Origin of the sequence: Streptomyces sp. bgisy159, from assembly GCF_965341775.1 — a bacterium.
GTDB lineage: Bacteria > Actinomycetota > Actinomycetes > Streptomycetales > Streptomycetaceae > Streptomyces.
Genome location: NZ_CBDQZH010000012.1, coordinates 183,609 through 199,779, shown reverse-complemented (window position 1 = coordinate 199,779; position 16,171 = coordinate 183,609). Strand labels below are relative to the sequence as shown.

At 74.4% G+C, this 16,171-nt stretch carries 14 protein-coding genes and 1 pseudogene; 5 read left to right on the top strand and 10 right to left on the bottom strand.

Annotation, left to right across the window (positions count from 1 at the left end):
- From ACSLTV_RS15110 to ACSLTV_RS15100, 3 genes are all read right to left on the bottom strand, one after another.
- Nucleotides 1–419 (bottom strand): OsmC family protein (locus ACSLTV_RS15110; protein ID WP_435612294.1); only part of this gene is annotated, 419 nt, incomplete at its 3' end.
- 252 nt (nucleotides 420–671) lie between these two features.
- Nucleotides 672–2,768 carry a phage holin family protein gene (locus tag ACSLTV_RS15105; protein ID WP_435612298.1) on the bottom strand — a complete coding sequence of 699 codons (2,097 nt, stop codon included), beginning with the start codon at nucleotides 2,766–2,768 and terminating at the stop codon, nucleotides 672–674.
- Nucleotides 2,769–2,988: 220 nt separating this feature from the next.
- Nucleotides 2,989–3,390, bottom strand: a complete 402-nt coding sequence (locus ACSLTV_RS15100) for a hypothetical protein (RefSeq protein ID WP_432133874.1) — start codon at nucleotides 3,388–3,390, stop codon at nucleotides 2,989–2,991.
- 84 nt (nucleotides 3,391–3,474) lie between these two features.
- Here ACSLTV_RS15100 and ACSLTV_RS15095 point away from each other — a divergent pair, with 84 nt between their 5' ends.
- Both ACSLTV_RS15095 and ACSLTV_RS15090 read left to right on the top strand, forming a co-directional pair.
- Entirely contained in the window at nucleotides 3,475–4,248 is a 774-nt protein-coding gene (locus tag ACSLTV_RS15095) for an MBL fold metallo-hydrolase (RefSeq protein ID WP_432133873.1), read from the top strand.
- Nucleotides 4,245–4,886, top strand: coding sequence for a DedA family protein (locus ACSLTV_RS15090; RefSeq protein ID WP_432133872.1), 642 nt, complete (start codon nucleotides 4,245–4,247; stop codon nucleotides 4,884–4,886). The genes ACSLTV_RS15095 and ACSLTV_RS15090 overlap by 4 nt, the downstream gene beginning before the upstream one ends.
- A gap of 43 nt (nucleotides 4,887–4,929) precedes the next feature.
- On the opposite strand, the gene ACSLTV_RS15085 is transcribed toward ACSLTV_RS15090, so the two are convergent.
- From ACSLTV_RS15085 to ACSLTV_RS15065, 5 genes are all read right to left on the bottom strand, one after another.
- Entirely contained in the window at nucleotides 4,930–6,144 is a 1,215-nt protein-coding gene (locus ACSLTV_RS15085) for an MBL fold metallo-hydrolase (RefSeq protein ID WP_432133871.1), read from the bottom strand.
- Entirely contained in the window at nucleotides 6,141–7,388 is a 1,248-nt protein-coding gene (locus ACSLTV_RS15080; protein WP_435612293.1) for an aminotransferase class I/II-fold pyridoxal phosphate-dependent enzyme, read from the bottom strand. The genes ACSLTV_RS15085 and ACSLTV_RS15080 overlap by 4 nt, the downstream gene beginning before the upstream one ends.
- Before the next feature lie 254 nt (nucleotides 7,389–7,642).
- On the bottom strand, nucleotides 7,643–8,281 hold the full coding sequence (locus ACSLTV_RS15075) for a hypothetical protein (RefSeq protein ID WP_432133869.1): 639 nt from the start codon (nucleotides 8,279–8,281) through the stop codon (nucleotides 7,643–7,645).
- A 360-nt stretch (nucleotides 8,282–8,641) separates the two neighbouring features.
- The gene (locus ACSLTV_RS15070; protein WP_435612292.1) at nucleotides 8,642–11,017 is read right to left on the bottom strand and encodes an ATP-binding cassette domain-containing protein; all 2,376 of its coding nucleotides are present in this window, start codon (nucleotides 11,015–11,017) and stop codon (nucleotides 8,642–8,644) included.
- A 166-nt stretch (nucleotides 11,018–11,183) separates the two neighbouring features.
- Nucleotides 11,184–11,360: a hypothetical protein gene (locus ACSLTV_RS15065; RefSeq protein ID WP_432133867.1), complete on the bottom strand. Its 177-nt coding sequence runs from the start codon at nucleotides 11,358–11,360 to the stop codon at nucleotides 11,184–11,186.
- Nucleotides 11,361–11,518: 158 nt separating this feature from the next.
- On the opposite strand from ACSLTV_RS15065, the gene ACSLTV_RS15060 reads away from it, so the two are divergent.
- The gene (locus ACSLTV_RS15060) at nucleotides 11,519–11,893 is read left to right on the top strand and encodes a DUF2795 domain-containing protein (protein ID WP_432133866.1); all 375 of its coding nucleotides are present in this window, start codon (nucleotides 11,519–11,521) and stop codon (nucleotides 11,891–11,893) included.
- 288 nt (nucleotides 11,894–12,181) lie between these two features.
- The gene (locus tag ACSLTV_RS15055) at nucleotides 12,182–12,721 is read left to right on the top strand and encodes a type 1 glutamine amidotransferase domain-containing protein (protein ID WP_432133865.1); all 540 of its coding nucleotides are present in this window, start codon (nucleotides 12,182–12,184) and stop codon (nucleotides 12,719–12,721) included.
- A 173-nt stretch (nucleotides 12,722–12,894) separates the two neighbouring features.
- Here the strand turns inward: ACSLTV_RS15055 and ACSLTV_RS15050 are convergent.
- Nucleotides 12,895–13,155, bottom strand: a pseudogene (locus tag ACSLTV_RS15050) (DUF6158 family protein); the annotation flags it as partial.
- Nucleotides 13,156–13,212: 57 nt separating this feature from the next.
- Between ACSLTV_RS15050 and ACSLTV_RS15045 the strand changes: the two are divergent.
- The gene (locus tag ACSLTV_RS15045) at nucleotides 13,213–14,331 is read left to right on the top strand and encodes a Vms1/Ankzf1 family peptidyl-tRNA hydrolase (protein ID WP_432133864.1); all 1,119 of its coding nucleotides are present in this window, start codon (nucleotides 13,213–13,215) and stop codon (nucleotides 14,329–14,331) included.
- Nucleotides 14,332–14,415: 84 nt separating this feature from the next.
- Here ACSLTV_RS15045 and ACSLTV_RS15040 read toward each other — a convergent pair whose 3' ends face one another.
- On the bottom strand, nucleotides 14,416–16,035 hold the full coding sequence (locus ACSLTV_RS15040) for an ABC-F family ATP-binding cassette domain-containing protein (protein ID WP_432133863.1): 1,620 nt from the start codon (nucleotides 16,033–16,035) through the stop codon (nucleotides 14,416–14,418).
- Between the last annotated feature and the right edge of the window lie 136 nt (nucleotides 16,036–16,171).

Below are 16,171 nucleotides of genomic sequence, written 5' to 3'. Positions count from 1 at the left end.
TTCGCCGTCAGGCTGATCGGTACGGCCTTCAGCGCCTGGCTGACCGGGCAGCCCGTCTTGGCCTCCTCGGCGACGGCGAGGAAGGCGTCCTCGGCCATGCCGGGGACCGTGCCCTCCACGGTCAGGTGGATGCCCGTGATGCCCTCGCCCGGCTGGAAGGTCACGTCCGCGGAGGTGACCAGCCTGCTGGGCGGGGTGCCCTGCTTCGCCAGCATGTTGGAGAACGCCATGGAGAAGCAGCTGGAGTGCGCCGCCGCGATCAGCTCCTCCGGGCTGGTCCTGCCGTTCGCCTCCTCGGCCCGGGAGGCCCAGGTCACCGGCTGCTCGCCGATCGCCCCGGAGGAGTCGAAGGTGACGACGCCGCTGCCCTTGAGCAGGTCGCCCTCCCAGACGGTGTGTGCGGAGCGTGTGGTAGCCACGTTTGGTCCTTTCGCATCGACATGCCGTGATCCCATCCGATCACATCCCGGCTCACCGTACGCCGAACACCGGCCCACGGGCGGTGAACGACCGCCGGACGCACGGGAGAAGCCGGTGCCGCGCGCGGCACCGCCGACCCGGCAGCGGCGTGCAGTTGCGGCCCGTGACGTCCAGGAGTGCGCCGTGACGTCCAGAGGCGCGCTCGTGACGTCCAGGGATGCGGCCGTGACGTCCGGGGGTACGGCCGCTCGTCAGGCCGCCCGCTCCTCCCGCGGGGCCTCCAGCGGCACCGGGGAGCCGTTCGACTCCGCCAGCCACCGGCGCAGTACGCGGTGGACGTGCTCGGCGCCGGCCGGCTCCGCCCCGTCCGCGGCGGGCGCGGACAGGGCGTGCGGCGACAGCAGGAACGGCCGGGCCTGCGCGCCGCCGAGGCCGCCGTGGGAGCCGATCTGCTCCTCGAAGGCGAGGACTTCGCCGTCGGACGGGTCGTGGAAGGAGTTGATCATGATGTCGGCGGCGTGCGGGAACGAGTGGGTCCGGCGCACGGTGTCGGCCGCCCCCGGCCCGAACGGGGCGAGCGGGCCCTCCCCGTCCCGCAGCTCCTCGACGGGGATCTCCGCCCCGTAGGCACCGAGGACGACGCCATCGTGCTCGGCGCTGCGCACCAGCAGGAAGCCGATGCCGGGATGGTTGGCGAGGGTGGTGAGCAGCCCGGGGTGGCGGGCGTCGATCTCCTCCTTGGTCATCCGGTGCGGCACGTCCGGGAAGGAGACCAGCCCGAGGTTGCCGGAGGCCAGCACGATCGGCTCGGAACGGCGGCCGGCGGGCCGGTGCTGATCGCCGCCCTCCTCCACCGGTCGGCGCAGGGCCGCCCGGACGGCGGCGCGGGCCTCGGCGCCGCTGCGGGTGCGCCGCGCGCGGCGCGAAACGGGCAGGCCGCAACCGGCCCGCACCAGGTCACCGAGGGTGAGTCCGTAGCGCGCGCGGAAGGTCTCGCCGGGGCTCTGGCCGTGGTCGGACAGGACGACGATCCGGTACGGACGGGGGGCGTGCTCGGCGACCTTCTCGATCAGCGCGAGCGCCCGGTCGAGGCGGGCGAGGACCTTCTCGGCGTCCCGGCTGAGCGGTCCGGAGTGGTGCGCGACCTCGTCGTAGGCGACGAGGTCGGCGTAGACGGCGGTGCGGCCGGCGAGCAGATCGCCCATGACGGCGGCCACCACGACGTCCCGTTCGATGACGGTCGCGAAGGCCCGGACCAAGGGGTAGAGGCCGCCTCGAGCGACGTGGGGGCGCCGTTTGCGCAGCCGGGCCACGGTCGACTGGGTGAGTTCGCGGACCACCTCGGCGATGAAGGACAGAGCGGTGCGCACGGCGTTGGCCGGGTCGGAGAAGTAGGCGAAGTAACCGGAGCGGGAACGGTTCTCCCGGGTGCGACGGCTGATGGCGACCGACAGCACCAGTGCCTGTTCGTCGGCACCACCGCCGAACAGGTTCCCGCGGCTGGCGCCGTCGACGGAAAGCAGTCCGCCGTCCTTCGTGTGCAGTATGGCGCGCCGTTGCAGTTCGGCCGCGGCCGTCGGCCGATTGCACACCATCACCTCACCACGGTCCTTCTCGTACCAGCGGAAGGCGGGGACGTCATGGTTGGAACCGTGCAGGATGCCGAGCTGACTGGCCCCGGTCTGGCTGGACCAGTCGGTGCGCCAGGGCGTGAGCCGGTGGGTCGGGGCGAGGCCGTCGCCGTGGCCGAGCCAGCGGGCGACGGTCGGAAGGACGCCCTTGCGGACGGCCGCCAGCAGCACATCGTGGCCGACGCCGTCGAGCTGCAGGAAGACGGTGCCGGGCGTGTCCGGGCAGGCGGGCCGGTCGCCCCTGCGGCGGTCGGCGAGCCGGTACAGGCGCCGCCGGTAGGCGTCGTCGTCCCGGACGGCGAGCGCACCACCGGTCGCGGAGGCGACGGCGGACATCACGGCGGCGACGATCACGGCGGTCTCGGGGGCCGCCTCCGTCTGCCCGGAGGGGGTCAGCCGGAGCGCCACCAGCAGCAGCGAGCCGTTGAGGAAGAACACCAGCAGCCCGAGCACCAGCGCGGGCACCAGCAGCAGGAGCCGGACGAGCAGAGGCCAGACGAGGGCAGACAGCACGCCGAAGACGCCGGCGCCGATCGCGGCGGTGACGGCGATGGTGGTGGCGCTGTCGCCGTCGGTGGACTGCAGCCGGAAGTCCGGCAGGATGCCCGCGAGTACCAGCATGGTGACCGTGGAGACCCCCCAGACGGTCACACTCCGTCCGACCTGGGACAGCACCCGCCGCCAACGCACTCCTAGCACGCCCGCCCCACCTCGCATCCCGGCCCCGCCGCCGCGGGACTGTGTCACCACCAGCCTGTCACACGGCCCGTCGGCCGTCCGGCGCCCCTTCCCTGGACCGGCCCGGACGGCCTTCTGGCGGCCGGCCGGCGACCTTCCGCCGACCGCCTTCCCACGACCGGCAGCGACGGCCTGCATACGGTTGACCGTCGACCATGCACCGTCAACCGTCGACCATCCACCGCCGACCGCCGACCGCCTACCGCCCGTCGTACCCCGCCGTGGGCATCGACAGCCGCCGGTGCACCCGGGCCTTCATCTGCGCGTCGTACGACGGCTCCGCGCACCCCACCGTCTCCACCCGCACCCCGCGTCGCGCGCACTCGGCCGCGAAGTCCTCCACGGACGACAGGGCACTGCGCAGGACGCGCAGACTGGGGGCGACGAAGAGGTCGGTGCCCGGCCGGACGCCGTCCCACAGCACGCAGTGATCGGCGCGCAGACCGCGCACCAGCAGCTCACGCGCGACGACATAGCCGCGCTCCTCGGCCCAGCGTGCGCACATCGCGTGCTGGGTGCGGGAATCCACCAGGAAGGGATCGGCGTCCAGCTCCTGAAGCGGCGTCAGACTCGCGATCGCCGTGACGCGGACCGATCCCATGGCGTCCCCCTCACCTCCGGGTTTCGCCGCCGACCCTACCGCTGCCCGTAGGCTTCGGGGGAGTCGCGCGAAGGAGGCAAAGAGGTGCCGGTGGAGATCACCTGGTGGGGTCACGCCACCTGCACGGTCGAGGACTCGGACATACGCGTCCTCACCGATCCCCTGTTCGCGCGCCGGCTCGCGCATCTGCGCAGGCGCCGCGGCGCGCTGCCCCCGCCCCCCGCCTGGCACGCGGACGTGGCGGTGGTGTCGCACCTGCACGCCGACCACCTCCATGTGCCGTCCCTGGCGCGCCTTGCGCCGGGCACGCGCCTGCTGGTGCCGCTGGGCGCACCGCGCGCCGTGCCGGGCCTGCGGCGGCTGACCCACCTGCGGCTGACCGAGATGGCCCCGGGCGACGAGACGACGGTCGGCGACCTCGCGATCCGGGCGGTGCCCGCGCTGCACGACGGGCGCCGGCTGCCGTTCGGCCCGCACCGCTGCCCCGCGCTCGGCTATGTCGTCGAGGGCGAGACGCGCACCTACTTCGCCGGGGACACCGGACTGTTCGAGACGATGGCGAAGGAGGTCGGGCCGGTCGACGTGGCGCTGCTGCCGGTGGGCGGCTGGGGACCGTACCTGGGCGACGGGCACCTGGACGCGGAGCGGGCGGCGCAGGCGCTGGCCAGGCTGGCGCCGCACAGCGCGGTGCCGGTGCACTACGGCACGTACTGGCCGATCGGCATGGACGCCGTGCGCCCCCACGAGTTCCACACGCCGGGCGAGGAGTTCGTCCGGCACGCGGCCGCGCTCGCGCCCGAGGTGGCGGTGCACCGGCTGGGTCACGGGGAGCGGGTCCGGCCGGAGGCGGCCCGGTGAGCGCACTGGCCGCGACCGCCACGACCGTGCCCCCGGAGTCCACTCAGCAGGCGGTGGGTTATCCGTCGCTCTTCCTGCTGGTGCTGATCGGGGCGCTGGTGCCGGTGGTGCCGACGGGGGCGCTGGTCAGTTCGGCGGCGGTGGTGGCGGTTCACCGCTCGGCTCCGCCGGCCGCTCTGGCGCTGGTGTTCGTGACGGCGTCGCTCGCGGCGTTCCTGGGCGACGTGACGCTGTACTGGCTGGGGCAGCGGGGCATGCGGTCGAGGAACGGCTCGCGCTGGCTGGCGGCGATCCGCGCACGGGCCCCGGAGGACAGCCTGGTCCAGGCGCAGGACAGGCTCGCGGACCACGGGGTGGCGGTGCTGGTGCTGTCCCGGCTGGTGCCGGCGGGCCGGATCCCGGTGATGCTGGCCTGCCTGATGGCCCACTGGCCCATGCGCCGGTTCGTGCGCGGCAACCTGCCGGCCTGCCTGGCCTGGGCGGTGACGTACCAGCTGATCGGGATCCTGGGCGGCTCGCTGTTCCCGGAGCCGTGGCAGGGCGTGCTGGCCGCGGTCGCGCTGACCTTGCTGATCAGTGTGGCGCCCGGGCTGTGGCGGCGGGTCCGCGGCACGGATGCAGCAGGCTCCGGTTCCTGACCATCCGACCCGCCCGCCCCGGCCCCACTCCCTGTCCCGACGGCTACTCCAGGACCCGTGAGCCCCCCACCGGCAGGTCCCACAGGTCCTCCCGGGCCAGGCCCGCCTTCTCCCAGGCGATCCGGACCCGGGTCAGCGGCTCCAGGACGGGCTCGGCGGACAGGACGAACGTACCCCAGTGCATCGGCGCCATCCGGCGGGCGCCGAGGTCCCGGGCGGCTCGTACCGCCTCCTCGGGGTCGCAGTGGACGTCGCTGAGCCACCAGCGGGGGTCGTAGGCGCCGATGGGCAGCAGAGCGAGGTCGATGCCGGGGTAGCGCCGTCCGATGCGGCCGAACCAGTGGCCGTAGCCGGTGTCCCCCGCGAAGTACAGGCGCTGTCCGTCGGGCGCGGTGAGCACCCAGCCGCCCCACAGGCTCCGGCAGGTGTCGGTGGCGGTGCGCTTGGACCAGTGGTGGGCGGGCACGAAGTCGAACCGGACGCCGGACAGCTCGGCCGCCTCCCACCAGTCGAGCTCGGTGACGCAGGTGAAACGGCGGCGGCGGAACCACGGGCCGAGCCCGGCCGGGGCCAGGACCGGTGTGTCGCGCGGGAGCCGGCGCAAGGTGGGGGCGTCGAGGTGGTCGTAGTGGTTGTGGCTGATGACGACGGCGTCGATGCGGGGAAGGTCCGACCAGTCCACGCCGACCGGCGTGATCCGCGCGGGAGTGCCGAGGATTCGGCGGGACCAGACCGGGTCCGTCAGTACGGTCAGCCCGCCGACGCGGACCACCCAGCTGGCGTGCCCGGCCCAGGTCACGGCCACGGTGCGGGTGTCGACGCGAGGCAGCGGGCCGGGCTCGTACGGGAGCAGCGGGATGTCGGCGAGGCCCGCGCGCCCGGGTCGCACCGCGCCTTCGCGCGCGAAGCGGGCCAGGGCCTTCAGGCCGGGCAGCGGGGCGGTCAGCCGGTCGTGGAAGGTACGTGGCCACACCCGCCGCTCGCCCAGTGGCCGGGGCTCGGCGAGCGGCGGGTACGGGGCGGCTCCGGGGCCCGTGGCGGGCACGGCGTGCACCGTGCGGGTGGGGGCGTCCGCGAACGCCCCGGCCGCGCCGCCCGCGGTCCCCGGTTCCGCACCCGGCGGCTCCGTCAGCGTCTCCGTGGGCAACGTTTCGGTGGGCACCGTTCCGGTGGGCAACGTCTCCGTGGGGAGAGGGTCTGCCGGCAGGCTCTCGGAGGTCACACTCTCGGGGGTGGTCGTCTCGGACTGCTGCGTCATCGAGGAGGCTCCCATCGCTGAGCGTCATCGCGGAGATCGTCGAGGACCGACCTCAGATGGATCAACGCGCGCCGCACATGCGGCAGTTCCAGCGGGGCGGGTGACGCGAGGCAGTCGGCGCGCTCGTCGTCGGTGGCGCCCAGCAGCGGCCCGGTGGACAGCCGCACCCGCAGCGCGCCGAGGTCGTCGCCGAAGCGGTGGCCGCCGGCCGCGGGCATGCCGAGCCGGGCGGTCAGGAAGTCCTCCAGGTCCTGGGCGTCGCCGACGCCGTGGCGGGCCAGCTCGGCGCGCAACGGCGCCAGGTCGGCGTACAGGTGCCGGCCGGCGCGCGGCGGGCGGGCCAGGGCGCCGGCGTCGACGACCGCGCCGTGTGCGGCGGCGGCGAGGCGGGCGTGCAGGCGCACGGCGGCGGCCACGCGCGCGGTCACCGGCTCGGGTTCGCCGAGGGTGTACGCGGCGGCGGCCGCGACGGGCGCGGCGACGCGGCCGCCGAGCGCGGTGAGGACGTCGAGCACGCGCGCGTGCAGGGCGGCTCCGTCCGGTCCGGCGGGCAGGCGGGCGACGGCGGCCGGCCAGCCGGCCGGGAGCAGCGCCCCGGCGAGGTCGGTGACGACGGTGACCCGGTCGGGCAGCATCTCGGCGGGGCTGAGCGGCACGGTGTCGTGCGGGTCGTGCAGGGTGTCGCGCCAGGTCTCGTCGCTGACCAGGTGCAGTCCGGCTCCGGCGGCGGCCTCCACGGCCTCGTGCAGCACCTCCGGCGGGGCGACGGTGGCGGTGGGGTCGTCGGCCACGGAGAGCACCAGCAGGCGCGGGTCGCCGCCCTCGTCGCGGACCCGGCGGACGGTCTCCAGCAGGGCGTAGGGGTCGGGAACGCCGCCGCACTCGGCGGGTGTCGCCACGTGGAACACGGGTCTGCCCAGCAGCCGTGCGTAGGGCGCCCACCAGGCGGCGCAGGGCCGGGGCACCAGGACGTCGCCGCCGAGCGCGGCGGTCAGCGCCACCAGCAGGGCGGCGCCGCCGGGCTCGGCGGCGACACGGTCGGTGCCCGCCGTGATCCCCCGCCGCTGCCAGTAACCGCGGGCCGCGTCGAGCAGGAGCGGGGTGCCGCCGACGGGTTCGGCGTCGGCGCGGACCGCGGCCCGCGCGAGGACGTCGGCGACCTCGGGCAGGACCGGCAGCCCGTCCACGGGCAGCGGCGGGCCGTAGCGGACGGGCCCGTGGTCCTGCGGTACCGTCCGCCCCATCCGTTCCTCCGCGCAGTCCGTCGGTGCTGTCCCGGCACGGCGTCCCGCCGCCGCGCACGCCGGCCGCCAGGGGCGGCTGAGGCGTGGCACACCGTACGGGGCCGGTCGTGCCCTCGGGCTGTGAGTACCCAGCGTGCCCGCCTCCCATGGCCGCCCGCCCCGCTCGTAGGGTCCACCGGGCGACCCGCCACCGACCGAGCGACCGTCCCGGTCGTACGGTCCGCCGGTGAGTCCGCCGGGTGATCCGCCGGGGGTCAGGCGCCCACCGAGCCGTCGCGGCGCCGCAGCCGGTGCACGGCGGCCCCGAGGGCTCCGGCGATCAGCACGCCGCCGGCGACCAGGGCCGGCACCGAGTCGGTGAAGGCACCCCCCTGCCCGGCGTGCACTCCCCGCTGGACGGGGGCCTTGCCGCAGGTCGGCCCGGGCGGCGGGGTGCCGTGGGGCGACGGGCACGGGCTGGGGGCGGGGGCGGGGGCGGTCCTGGTGACGTCGAAGGTGACGCTCCACGGCTGGCCCTTCCCGCCGGGGGGTGCGGGGCAGGTGCCGTCCACGGTCCACGCGGTGTCGGGCCCGGTGCCGTCGCCCCCTTCGAAGTGCGCGGCGTCCGCGATCCGGGCGGTGCCGCGGTACTCGGGGCCGGACAGTTCGTCGTCGGCGCCGGAGGCCTTCTGCAGGGCCACGGTCCCCTCGGCGAAGGCCTGCGAGGTGGCGTCCAGGCTCGCGGGCGCCGGTCCGCCCAGGGGGTCGCACGTCACGGACACGGTGACGGTGCCTCCGGGCGCGACACTGCCCGGGGTGACCTCGGCGGCCGGTTCCGCGTACGCGGCCGGGGCGACGCCCAGGACGGCGCCGCCGAGCGCGGCGACGGCCAGGACACGGACGGTGCGGCGCATGGGGGTGCTCCGTAGGTGGTCAGGCGGCCGGGGAGGGACCTGCCCCCTGCCCGGCCCGGGTGGCGGGGAAGGGTGCGGCCCTCCCCGCCGGGAGGGGACGACGTACCCCCTCATCAGAGCCCGCGCGGGCCGGGCACGCGCGCGCGGGCCCTCCATTGGCGGCAGTCGCGCACCCGAGCGGGTGAATCCCGCCCGCCCGGGGACACGGATACCGCCCCCAGCCGCTACGGGCGTGCCTCGCGCCCTCGGCCGGAGCGCCACCGGCGTGCGTCGCCTCCGCCGCCCGAGCGCGGATGTCCCGCCGTTCCGGGTTGCGGTGACGAGGCCGGGTTCCCGAGGGCGCGGAGGCGCGAGGGCCGGTCAGGCGCCGACGTAGGCCGCCAGGTGTTCGCCGGTGTGGGTCGAGCGGGCGGTGACGAGGTCGGCCGGGGTGCCCTCGAAGACGACCCGGCCGCCGTCGTGGCCGGCTCCGGGGCCCAGGTCGATGATCCAGTCGGCGTGGGCCATGACCGCCTGGTGGTGCTCGATGACGATGACGGACTTGCCGGAGTCGACGAGCCGGTCCAGCAGGCCCAGCAGATGGTCGACGTCGGCGAGGTGGAGACCGGTGGTGGGCTCGTCCAGGACGTAGACGCCGCCCTTGTCGGCCATGTGCGTGGCCAGTTTCAGCCGCTGGCGTTCGCCCCCGGACAGAGTGGTGAGCGGCTGGCCGAGGCTGAGATAGCCGAGGCCGACGTCCGCCATCCGCTCCAGGATCCGGTGGGCGGCGGGGGTGCGCGCCTCCCCGGCGCCGAAGAACTCCTCGGCCTCCTCCACCGGCATCGCCAGCACCTCGCTGATGTCGCGCCCGCCGAGCCGGTACTCCAGCACCGACGCCTGGAACCGCTTGCCCTCGCAGTCCTCGCAGGTGGTGGCCACCCCCGCCATCATCGCCAGGTCGGTGTAGATGACGCCGGCGCCGTTGCAGGTGGGGCAGGCGCCCTCGGAGTTGGCGCTGAACAGGGCCGGCTTCACGCCGTTGGCCTTGGCGAATGCCTTGCGGATCGGATCCAGCAGCCCCGTGTAGGTCGCCGGGTTGCTGCGCCGGGAGCCGCGGATCGGGCTCTGGTCGACCGACACCGCACCGGCGTCGGCGGGGAGCGAGCCGTGCAGCAGCGAACTCTTGCCGGAGCCGGCGACGCCGGTGACGACGCAGAGCACGCCGAGGGGGACGTCCACGTCGACGTCGCGCAGGTTGTGGCGGCTCGCGCCGCGGATCTCCAGGGTGCCGGTGGGCTTGCGTACGGTCTCCTTCACCGCGGCCCGGTCGTCGAAGTGGCGGCCGGTGACGGTGTCGCTGCGCCGCAGGCCCCCGACGGTGCCCTCGAAGCACACCGTGCCGCCTCCCGTCCCCGCGCCGGGGCCGAGGTCGACGACGTGGTCGGCGATGGCGATCACCTCGGGCTTGTGCTCCACGACGAGCACCGTGTTGCCCTTGTCCCGCAGGCGCAGCAGGAGCCGGTTCATGCGCTGGATGTCGTGGGGGTGCAGACCCGCGGTGGGCTCGTCGAAGACGTAGGTGACGTCGGTCAGGGAGGAGCCGAGGTGGCGGATCATCTTCACCCGCTGGGCCTCGCCGCCGGAGAGCGTGCCGGCCGGCCGGTCGAGCGCCAGATATCCGAGGCCGATCTCCACGAACGAGTCGAGGCTGTGCTGCAGCGCGGCGAGCAGCGGCGCCACCGACGGCTCGTCCAGGCCGCGCACCCATGCGGCCAGGTCGCTGATCTGCATCGCGCAGGCGTCGGAGATGCTGATGCCGTCGATCTTCGAGGACCGGGCGAGCGCGCTGAGCCGGGTGCCGTCGCACTCGGGGCAGTCGGTGAAGGTGACGGCCCGGTCCACGAAGGCGCGGATGTGCGGCTGCATCGCCTCGCGGTCCTTGGACAGCATCGACTTCTGCAGCTTGGGGATCAGTCCCTCGTAGGTGAGGTTGATGCCGTTGATCTTGACCTTGGTGGGCTCGCGGTACAGGAAGTCGTGCCGCTCGCGCGCGGTGTACCGGCGGATGGGCTTGTCCGGGTCGAGGAAGCCCGACTCGGTGATGACCCGTACCACCCAGCCGCCGCCGGTGTAGCCGGGGATGGTGAAGGGGTCCTCGGAGAGGGACTTGGAGTCGTCGTAGAGCTGGGTCAGGTCGATGTCGGAGACGGTGCCGCGGCCCTCGCAGTGCGTGCACATGCCGCCGGTGCGGGTGAAGGTGACCTTCTCTGTCCGGGTCTTGTCCGCGCCCCGGTCGACGGTGAAGCCGCCGCTCGCGCTCACCGAGGCGACGTTGAAGGAGTACGCGCCGGGCGGGCCGATGTGCGGGTCGCCGAGCCGGCTGAAGAGGATGCGCAGCATCGCGTTGGCGTCGGTCGCGGTGCCGACCGTGGAGCGCGGGTCGGCGCCCATCCGCTGCTGGTCCACGGTGATCGCGGTGGTCAGTCCGTCCAGCACGTCGACCTCGGGCCGCGCCACGTTGGGCATGAACCCCTGCACGAAGGCGCTGTACGTCTCGTTGATCAGCCGCTGCGACTCGGCGGCGATGGTGTCGAACACCAGGGAGCTCTTGCCCGAGCCCGAGACGCCGGTGAACACCGTCAGCCGGCGCTTCGGGATCTCGATGCTGACGTCCTTGAGGTTGTTCTCGCGTGCCCCGTGCACACGGATCAGGTCGTGGCTGTCTGCGGGGTGCGGCGCGTGATTGCTGAGGCCCATGACGGCCAGGCTAGGCGGGCCGGGAGGGCGCTGCTTCTCGATTTCTCACGGATTCCGGACGCATACACACCGATTCCGGTCATCCGCCGCACACCGATTCCGGCTCGTCCGCCGCCTGCCGATTCCGGTCATCCCCCCCCCGGACCACCGGCGTCCGCCCGCCGCCTCAGCGTCTGCTCAGGGCCGCCGTCGCCCGTCCCGTCTCCGTGCGTTTTGGGCGCCGGGCCGGGAGGGCGGGCGGTGGGTCGTTGTCGGTGGGCAGAAGCAGATCCTCGTAGCGGCCGAGGCCGAGGACGACGAGCAACATCACGCCCGGGATGAGAACGGCGGCGAGCAGCGCCATGAGATGTCCTTCCCCAGAGTCCCTTGGGGTGCCACGTGGGGGGCAGGCCTCGGGTCTCCCGGCGGGGTCCCGGCAAACCCGGGCGAACCTCGCCCTATGCCGTGTCGGCTTCCGCAGGCCGGGTACGCGAGGGGTCTTCCGGAGGTCTGGAGGAAGACATGCAGCGAGGCAGTGACCGGCTGAACGTGCACCGGGACGACGAGATGAAGCACGAACTGCAAGGCCTGCTCAGGTCCGGGCACCCCACCCGGTCCGAGGAGTGGCACGATCCGGAGCCGGCCGCCGACGACGACCCGGCGGTCTGGGGCGGACCCGTGGCACCGTCGGGCGCGTCGGTGGAGACGGTCCGGCTGGAGCTGGCCCGGAGCCTGGGCCGCGGCAGCTTCCCCACCGCGACCAACGCGCTGGTCGGCGAGTTGCGTCGGCACCACGCCCCGGACGCCCTGATCGACGCCGTGCGCGAGCTGCCGCCGAAGACCCAGTGGTCGAGTGCGCGGCAGGTGGCCGAGGCGCTGGTGGAGGAGCGTGGATGAAGCGGGGCCGGGCGACCGAGATCGCCGGGTGTCTCCACCCGGACGAGATGCGGTCGCCGCTGTGCGGCGGGCGTGGTGATCCGCGCGCGTGGCAGCTGCGGTCGCCACGCCCTCCGCTCCCCCGCGGCTGTCCGGCGGGTACCGCCGCCGCGATCGGCTGTGCGCGGTGCTCCCCTACGGCGAGGAGCCGTGCGCGCGGGCCGTGGCCCGGTCGGCCGCCCTGAGCGGCGGGCCGGCGGCGCCGGTCCGTGACCGACGAATCATGAACCGATCCACGGAGGACTGATCATGCGTATCGCGTTTCTGACCGCACCCGAGGGCGTCGAGCAGGTCGAGCTGACCGACCCCTGGCAGGCGGCGGCGGACGCGGGCCACGAGCCCGTGCTGGTGTCGACGAAGCCGGGTGAGGTGCAGGGGTTCAACCACCTCGACAAGGCCGACACCTTCCCGGTGGACGAGGTGGTGGGCGAGGCGTCCGCGGAGTCGTTCGGCGGCCTGGTGCTGCCGGGCGGGGTCGCCAACCCGGACTTCCTGCGCACCGACGAGCGGGCCGTCGCCTTCGTACGGGACTTCTTCGAGCGGGGGCGGCCGGTCGCGGCGATCTGCCACGCGCCGTGGACGCTGATCGAGGCCGACGTCGTACGGGACCGGGTCCTGACATCGTGGCCCAGCCTGCGCACCGATGTCCGCAACGCGGGCGCCACCTGGGTCGACGAACAGGTCAAGGTCTGCGAGAACGGCCCCAACAAGCTGGTCACCAGCCGCAAGCCGGACGACCTGAAGGCGTTCTGCGAGACCTACCTGGAGGTTTTCGCCGCCGAGGAGTAGGCCGCCGGCAGTCGTCCGCGGACGGCTGCCGACCGGTGCTTCCCGCCCCCGTGGGCTCAGGCCCCGCGGGGGCGGTCGTCGGTGCCCGGGCCGTTCGTGCCGGGCCCCCACTTGCCGACGGGGGCGCCGGCGGTGGCCGCCGAGGCCGCCTTCGGTTCGCGGCGGGCGGGCCGACCGCCGTCGGCGGCGCGTTCGCGGGCGCCGTCGCGGGTGCGGCCCGGGGCGACGAAGCGGCGCGGGTTGCGCCGCAGGTACTCGCCCTCCAACTGGGCCATGCGCTCGTTGTGGGCGCGCAGCGCGTCGTTGGAGCCGTACAGCAGGGTGTCGTGGCGTGTGCGGTGGATCGTCTCCAGCTCCTTCATGAGCTGCTGGTCGTCCAGCCGGTCCGGGTCGACTCCGGTCATCGTGGTGCCCCGCTCGTCGTGTTCGTCCATGCCGTTCGGGTACCCGCTCGGGGAGCACTACCCCCGAGCGGCCTCCGGGAGGGCGCCATGGACCTGGCTTTTCTGCATCCACTGTACGAACATTCCGGCCCCTGGGCCTCGGTGTACGTCGACCTCTCCGAGCACGCCGAGGACACCGCGCAGGTGCGGGACATGACGGCGGCGGCGGTGGCCCGGGATCTCGCCGGGCAGGGGGCGGACGAGGCCACCTGCACGGCCGTACGGGATGCGGTGCGCGACCTGCGGCACGCGACCGACCCGCACGGGCGGGCCCTGTTCGCGCGGGCCGGCCGGATCGTGCTGGACCCGCCGCTGGCCCGCCGGCCGCCGACGGGTACGACCGCGCTGTGGGCGCCGCTGCCGCACGTGGCCCCGCTGTTGGAGCTGGCCGGGGAGGATCCGCTGTGCGTGGTGGCCTACATCGACCGCAAGGGCGCCGACTTCGAGCTGCGCAGCGGCGTGGGCGGCCAGGACGCCGGCGGGGTCACCGGCCGGCAGTGGCCGGTGCACCGCACGAGCACGGGCGACTGGTCGGAGCGGCACTTCCAGCTCCGGGTGGAGAACACCTGGGAGCACAACGCCGCGGAGATCGCCGACGCGCTCGCCGTGTGCCAGGAGGAGACGCGGGCCGATCTGCTGATCCTGGTGGGCGACGGCCGGGAGTGCCGGGCCGTGCACGAGCGGCTGCCGCAGCGGCTGCACGACCGGGTGGTGGAGGCCGAGCACGGCACCGGGAGCCGGCTGCTGGACGAGGAGGTGGAGCGGGCACGGACCGCGCATGTGCGGATGCGGGCGCGACAGGACCTGGAGCGGTTCCAGGCCGCCCGCGCCCCGGACGACGAGGGCCGGACCGTCGCCGTCGAGGGGGTGCCCGCGCTGGTGGAGGCGGCCCGTGAGCACCGGATCGACGAGCTGCTGATCCGGCTGGACGGCCCGGACACGCACCGTGAGGTGTGGATCGGCGAGGGCCCGGACCAGCTGGCGGTCCGCCGGCAGGAGCTGCGCACCCTGGGCGAGCCGGACGCCTGGTCCGCCCGCGCCGACGACGCGCTGCTGCGGGCCGCCGTGGAGACGGGCGCCCCGGCCATCTCGGTGGCCCCGGCGCTGCCGGACGAGGGCGAGGACACCCCGGCCGGCGGCATGGGCGCGCTGCTCCGCTGGAAGTGACCGGGGCGGCCGCGCCACCCGGCGTCCCCGCCGCGGCGGGGACGCCGCACACGGCGAGGAAGGGCCGTGGCGGCCGCTGCCGCGCTACCGCGCCCGCTCCACCCGCCGCTCGTCCCACACCGGGTCCGGGGTCTCCCGGACCCGGCCGTCGCTGCCGAACACCAGGTAGCGGTCGAAGGAGCGGGCGAACCAGCGGTCGTGGGTGACGGCGAGGACCGTGCCGTCGAACGCCTCCAGGCCTTCCTGCAGGGCTTCGGCGGACTCCAGGTCGAGGTTGTCGGTGGGCTCGTCGAGCAGGAGTGCGGTGGCGCCCCGCAGTTCCAGCAGCAGGATCTGGAAGCGGGCCTGCTGGCCGCCGGAGAGCCGGTCGAAGCACTGCTCGGCCTGGTTCGTCAGCTCGTAGCGGCGCAGCCGGGACATCGCCGCGCCCCGGTCCTGGGCGTGGTCCTTCCACAGGATGTCGACGAGGGTGCGGCCGAGGAGTTCGGGGTGCGCGTGGGTCTGCGCGAAGTGCCCGGGCACGACGCGCGCGCCGAGTCTCCACCGCCCGGTGTGCGCCACGTCCTCACCGGCGAGCAGCCGCAGGAAGTGGGACTTCCCGGAGCCGTTGGAGCCGAGCACGGCGACGCGTTCGCCGTAGAAGACCTCCAGGTCGAAGGGGTTCATCAGCCCGGTGAGTTCCAGCTGCTGGCAGGTCACCGCGCGCACCCCGGTCCGGCCGCCCTTCAGGCGCATGGTGATGTCCTGTTCACGCGGCGGCTCCGGCGGCGGGCCGACCTCCTCGAACTTGCGCAGCCTGGTCTGCGCGGCGCGGTAGCGGGAGGCCATGTCGGTGCTGTTCTCCGCGGCCTGACGCAGGGTCAGCACCAGCTTCTTCAGCTGGGCGTGCTTCTCGTCCCAGCGTTTGCGCAGCTCTTCGAAGCGGGCGAAGCGCCGGCGCCGTGCCTCGTGGTAGGTCGCGAAGCCGCCGCCGTGGACCCAGGCGTCGGCCCCGGCCGGGCCGGGCTCCACGGAGACGATCCTCTCGGCGGCGCGGGCGAGGAGCTCCCGGTCGTGGGAGACGAAGAGCACCGTCTTGCGGGTCTCCTTCAGCCGCTCCTCCAGCCAGCGCTTGCCGGGCACGTCGAGGTAGTTGTCGGGCTCGTCCAGCAGCAGCACCTCGTCGGTGCCGCGCAGCAGCGCCTCCAGGACCAGCCGCTTCTGCTCTCCGCCGGACAGGGTGCTCACCTGCCGCCACTGGGCGCGCTCGTACGGGACGCCGAGCGCCGCCGTCGTGCAGATGTCCCAGAGGGTCTCGGCCTCGTAGCCGCGCGCCTCGGCCCAGTCGGCGAGGGCCTGCGCGTAGCGCAGCTGGGCGGCCTCGTCGTCGACGGTCATGATGGCGTGCTCGGCCCGGTCGACGGCCTCGGCGGCGGCGCGGATGCGCGGTGGGGCGACGGACACGAGCAGGTCCCGTACGGTCGTCTCGTCGCGCACGGAGCCCACGAACTGGCGCATCACACCGAGCCCGCCGCTGACGGTGACGGACCCGCCGTGCGGTTTCAGCTCCCCGGAGATCAGCCGCAGCAAGGTCGTCTTGCCGGCGCCGTTCGGCCCGACGAGCGCCACCACGGCCCCTTCGCCCACCCGGAAGGACACGTCGCCGAGCAGCGCCCTCCCGTCGGGGAGGTAGTACTCCAGGTGCGCTGCTTCCAGATGTCCCATGGGGACGCATTCTGCGGGCGGGGCACCGGGCGGGCAAACGCTTATCCCCCGGCCCGGCCGTCAGGGCGCCGGCCGCCACGGGACCGACCCACCCCTGTCCATATGTCGAAACAAAACGTCTCACCATGCGACTGTC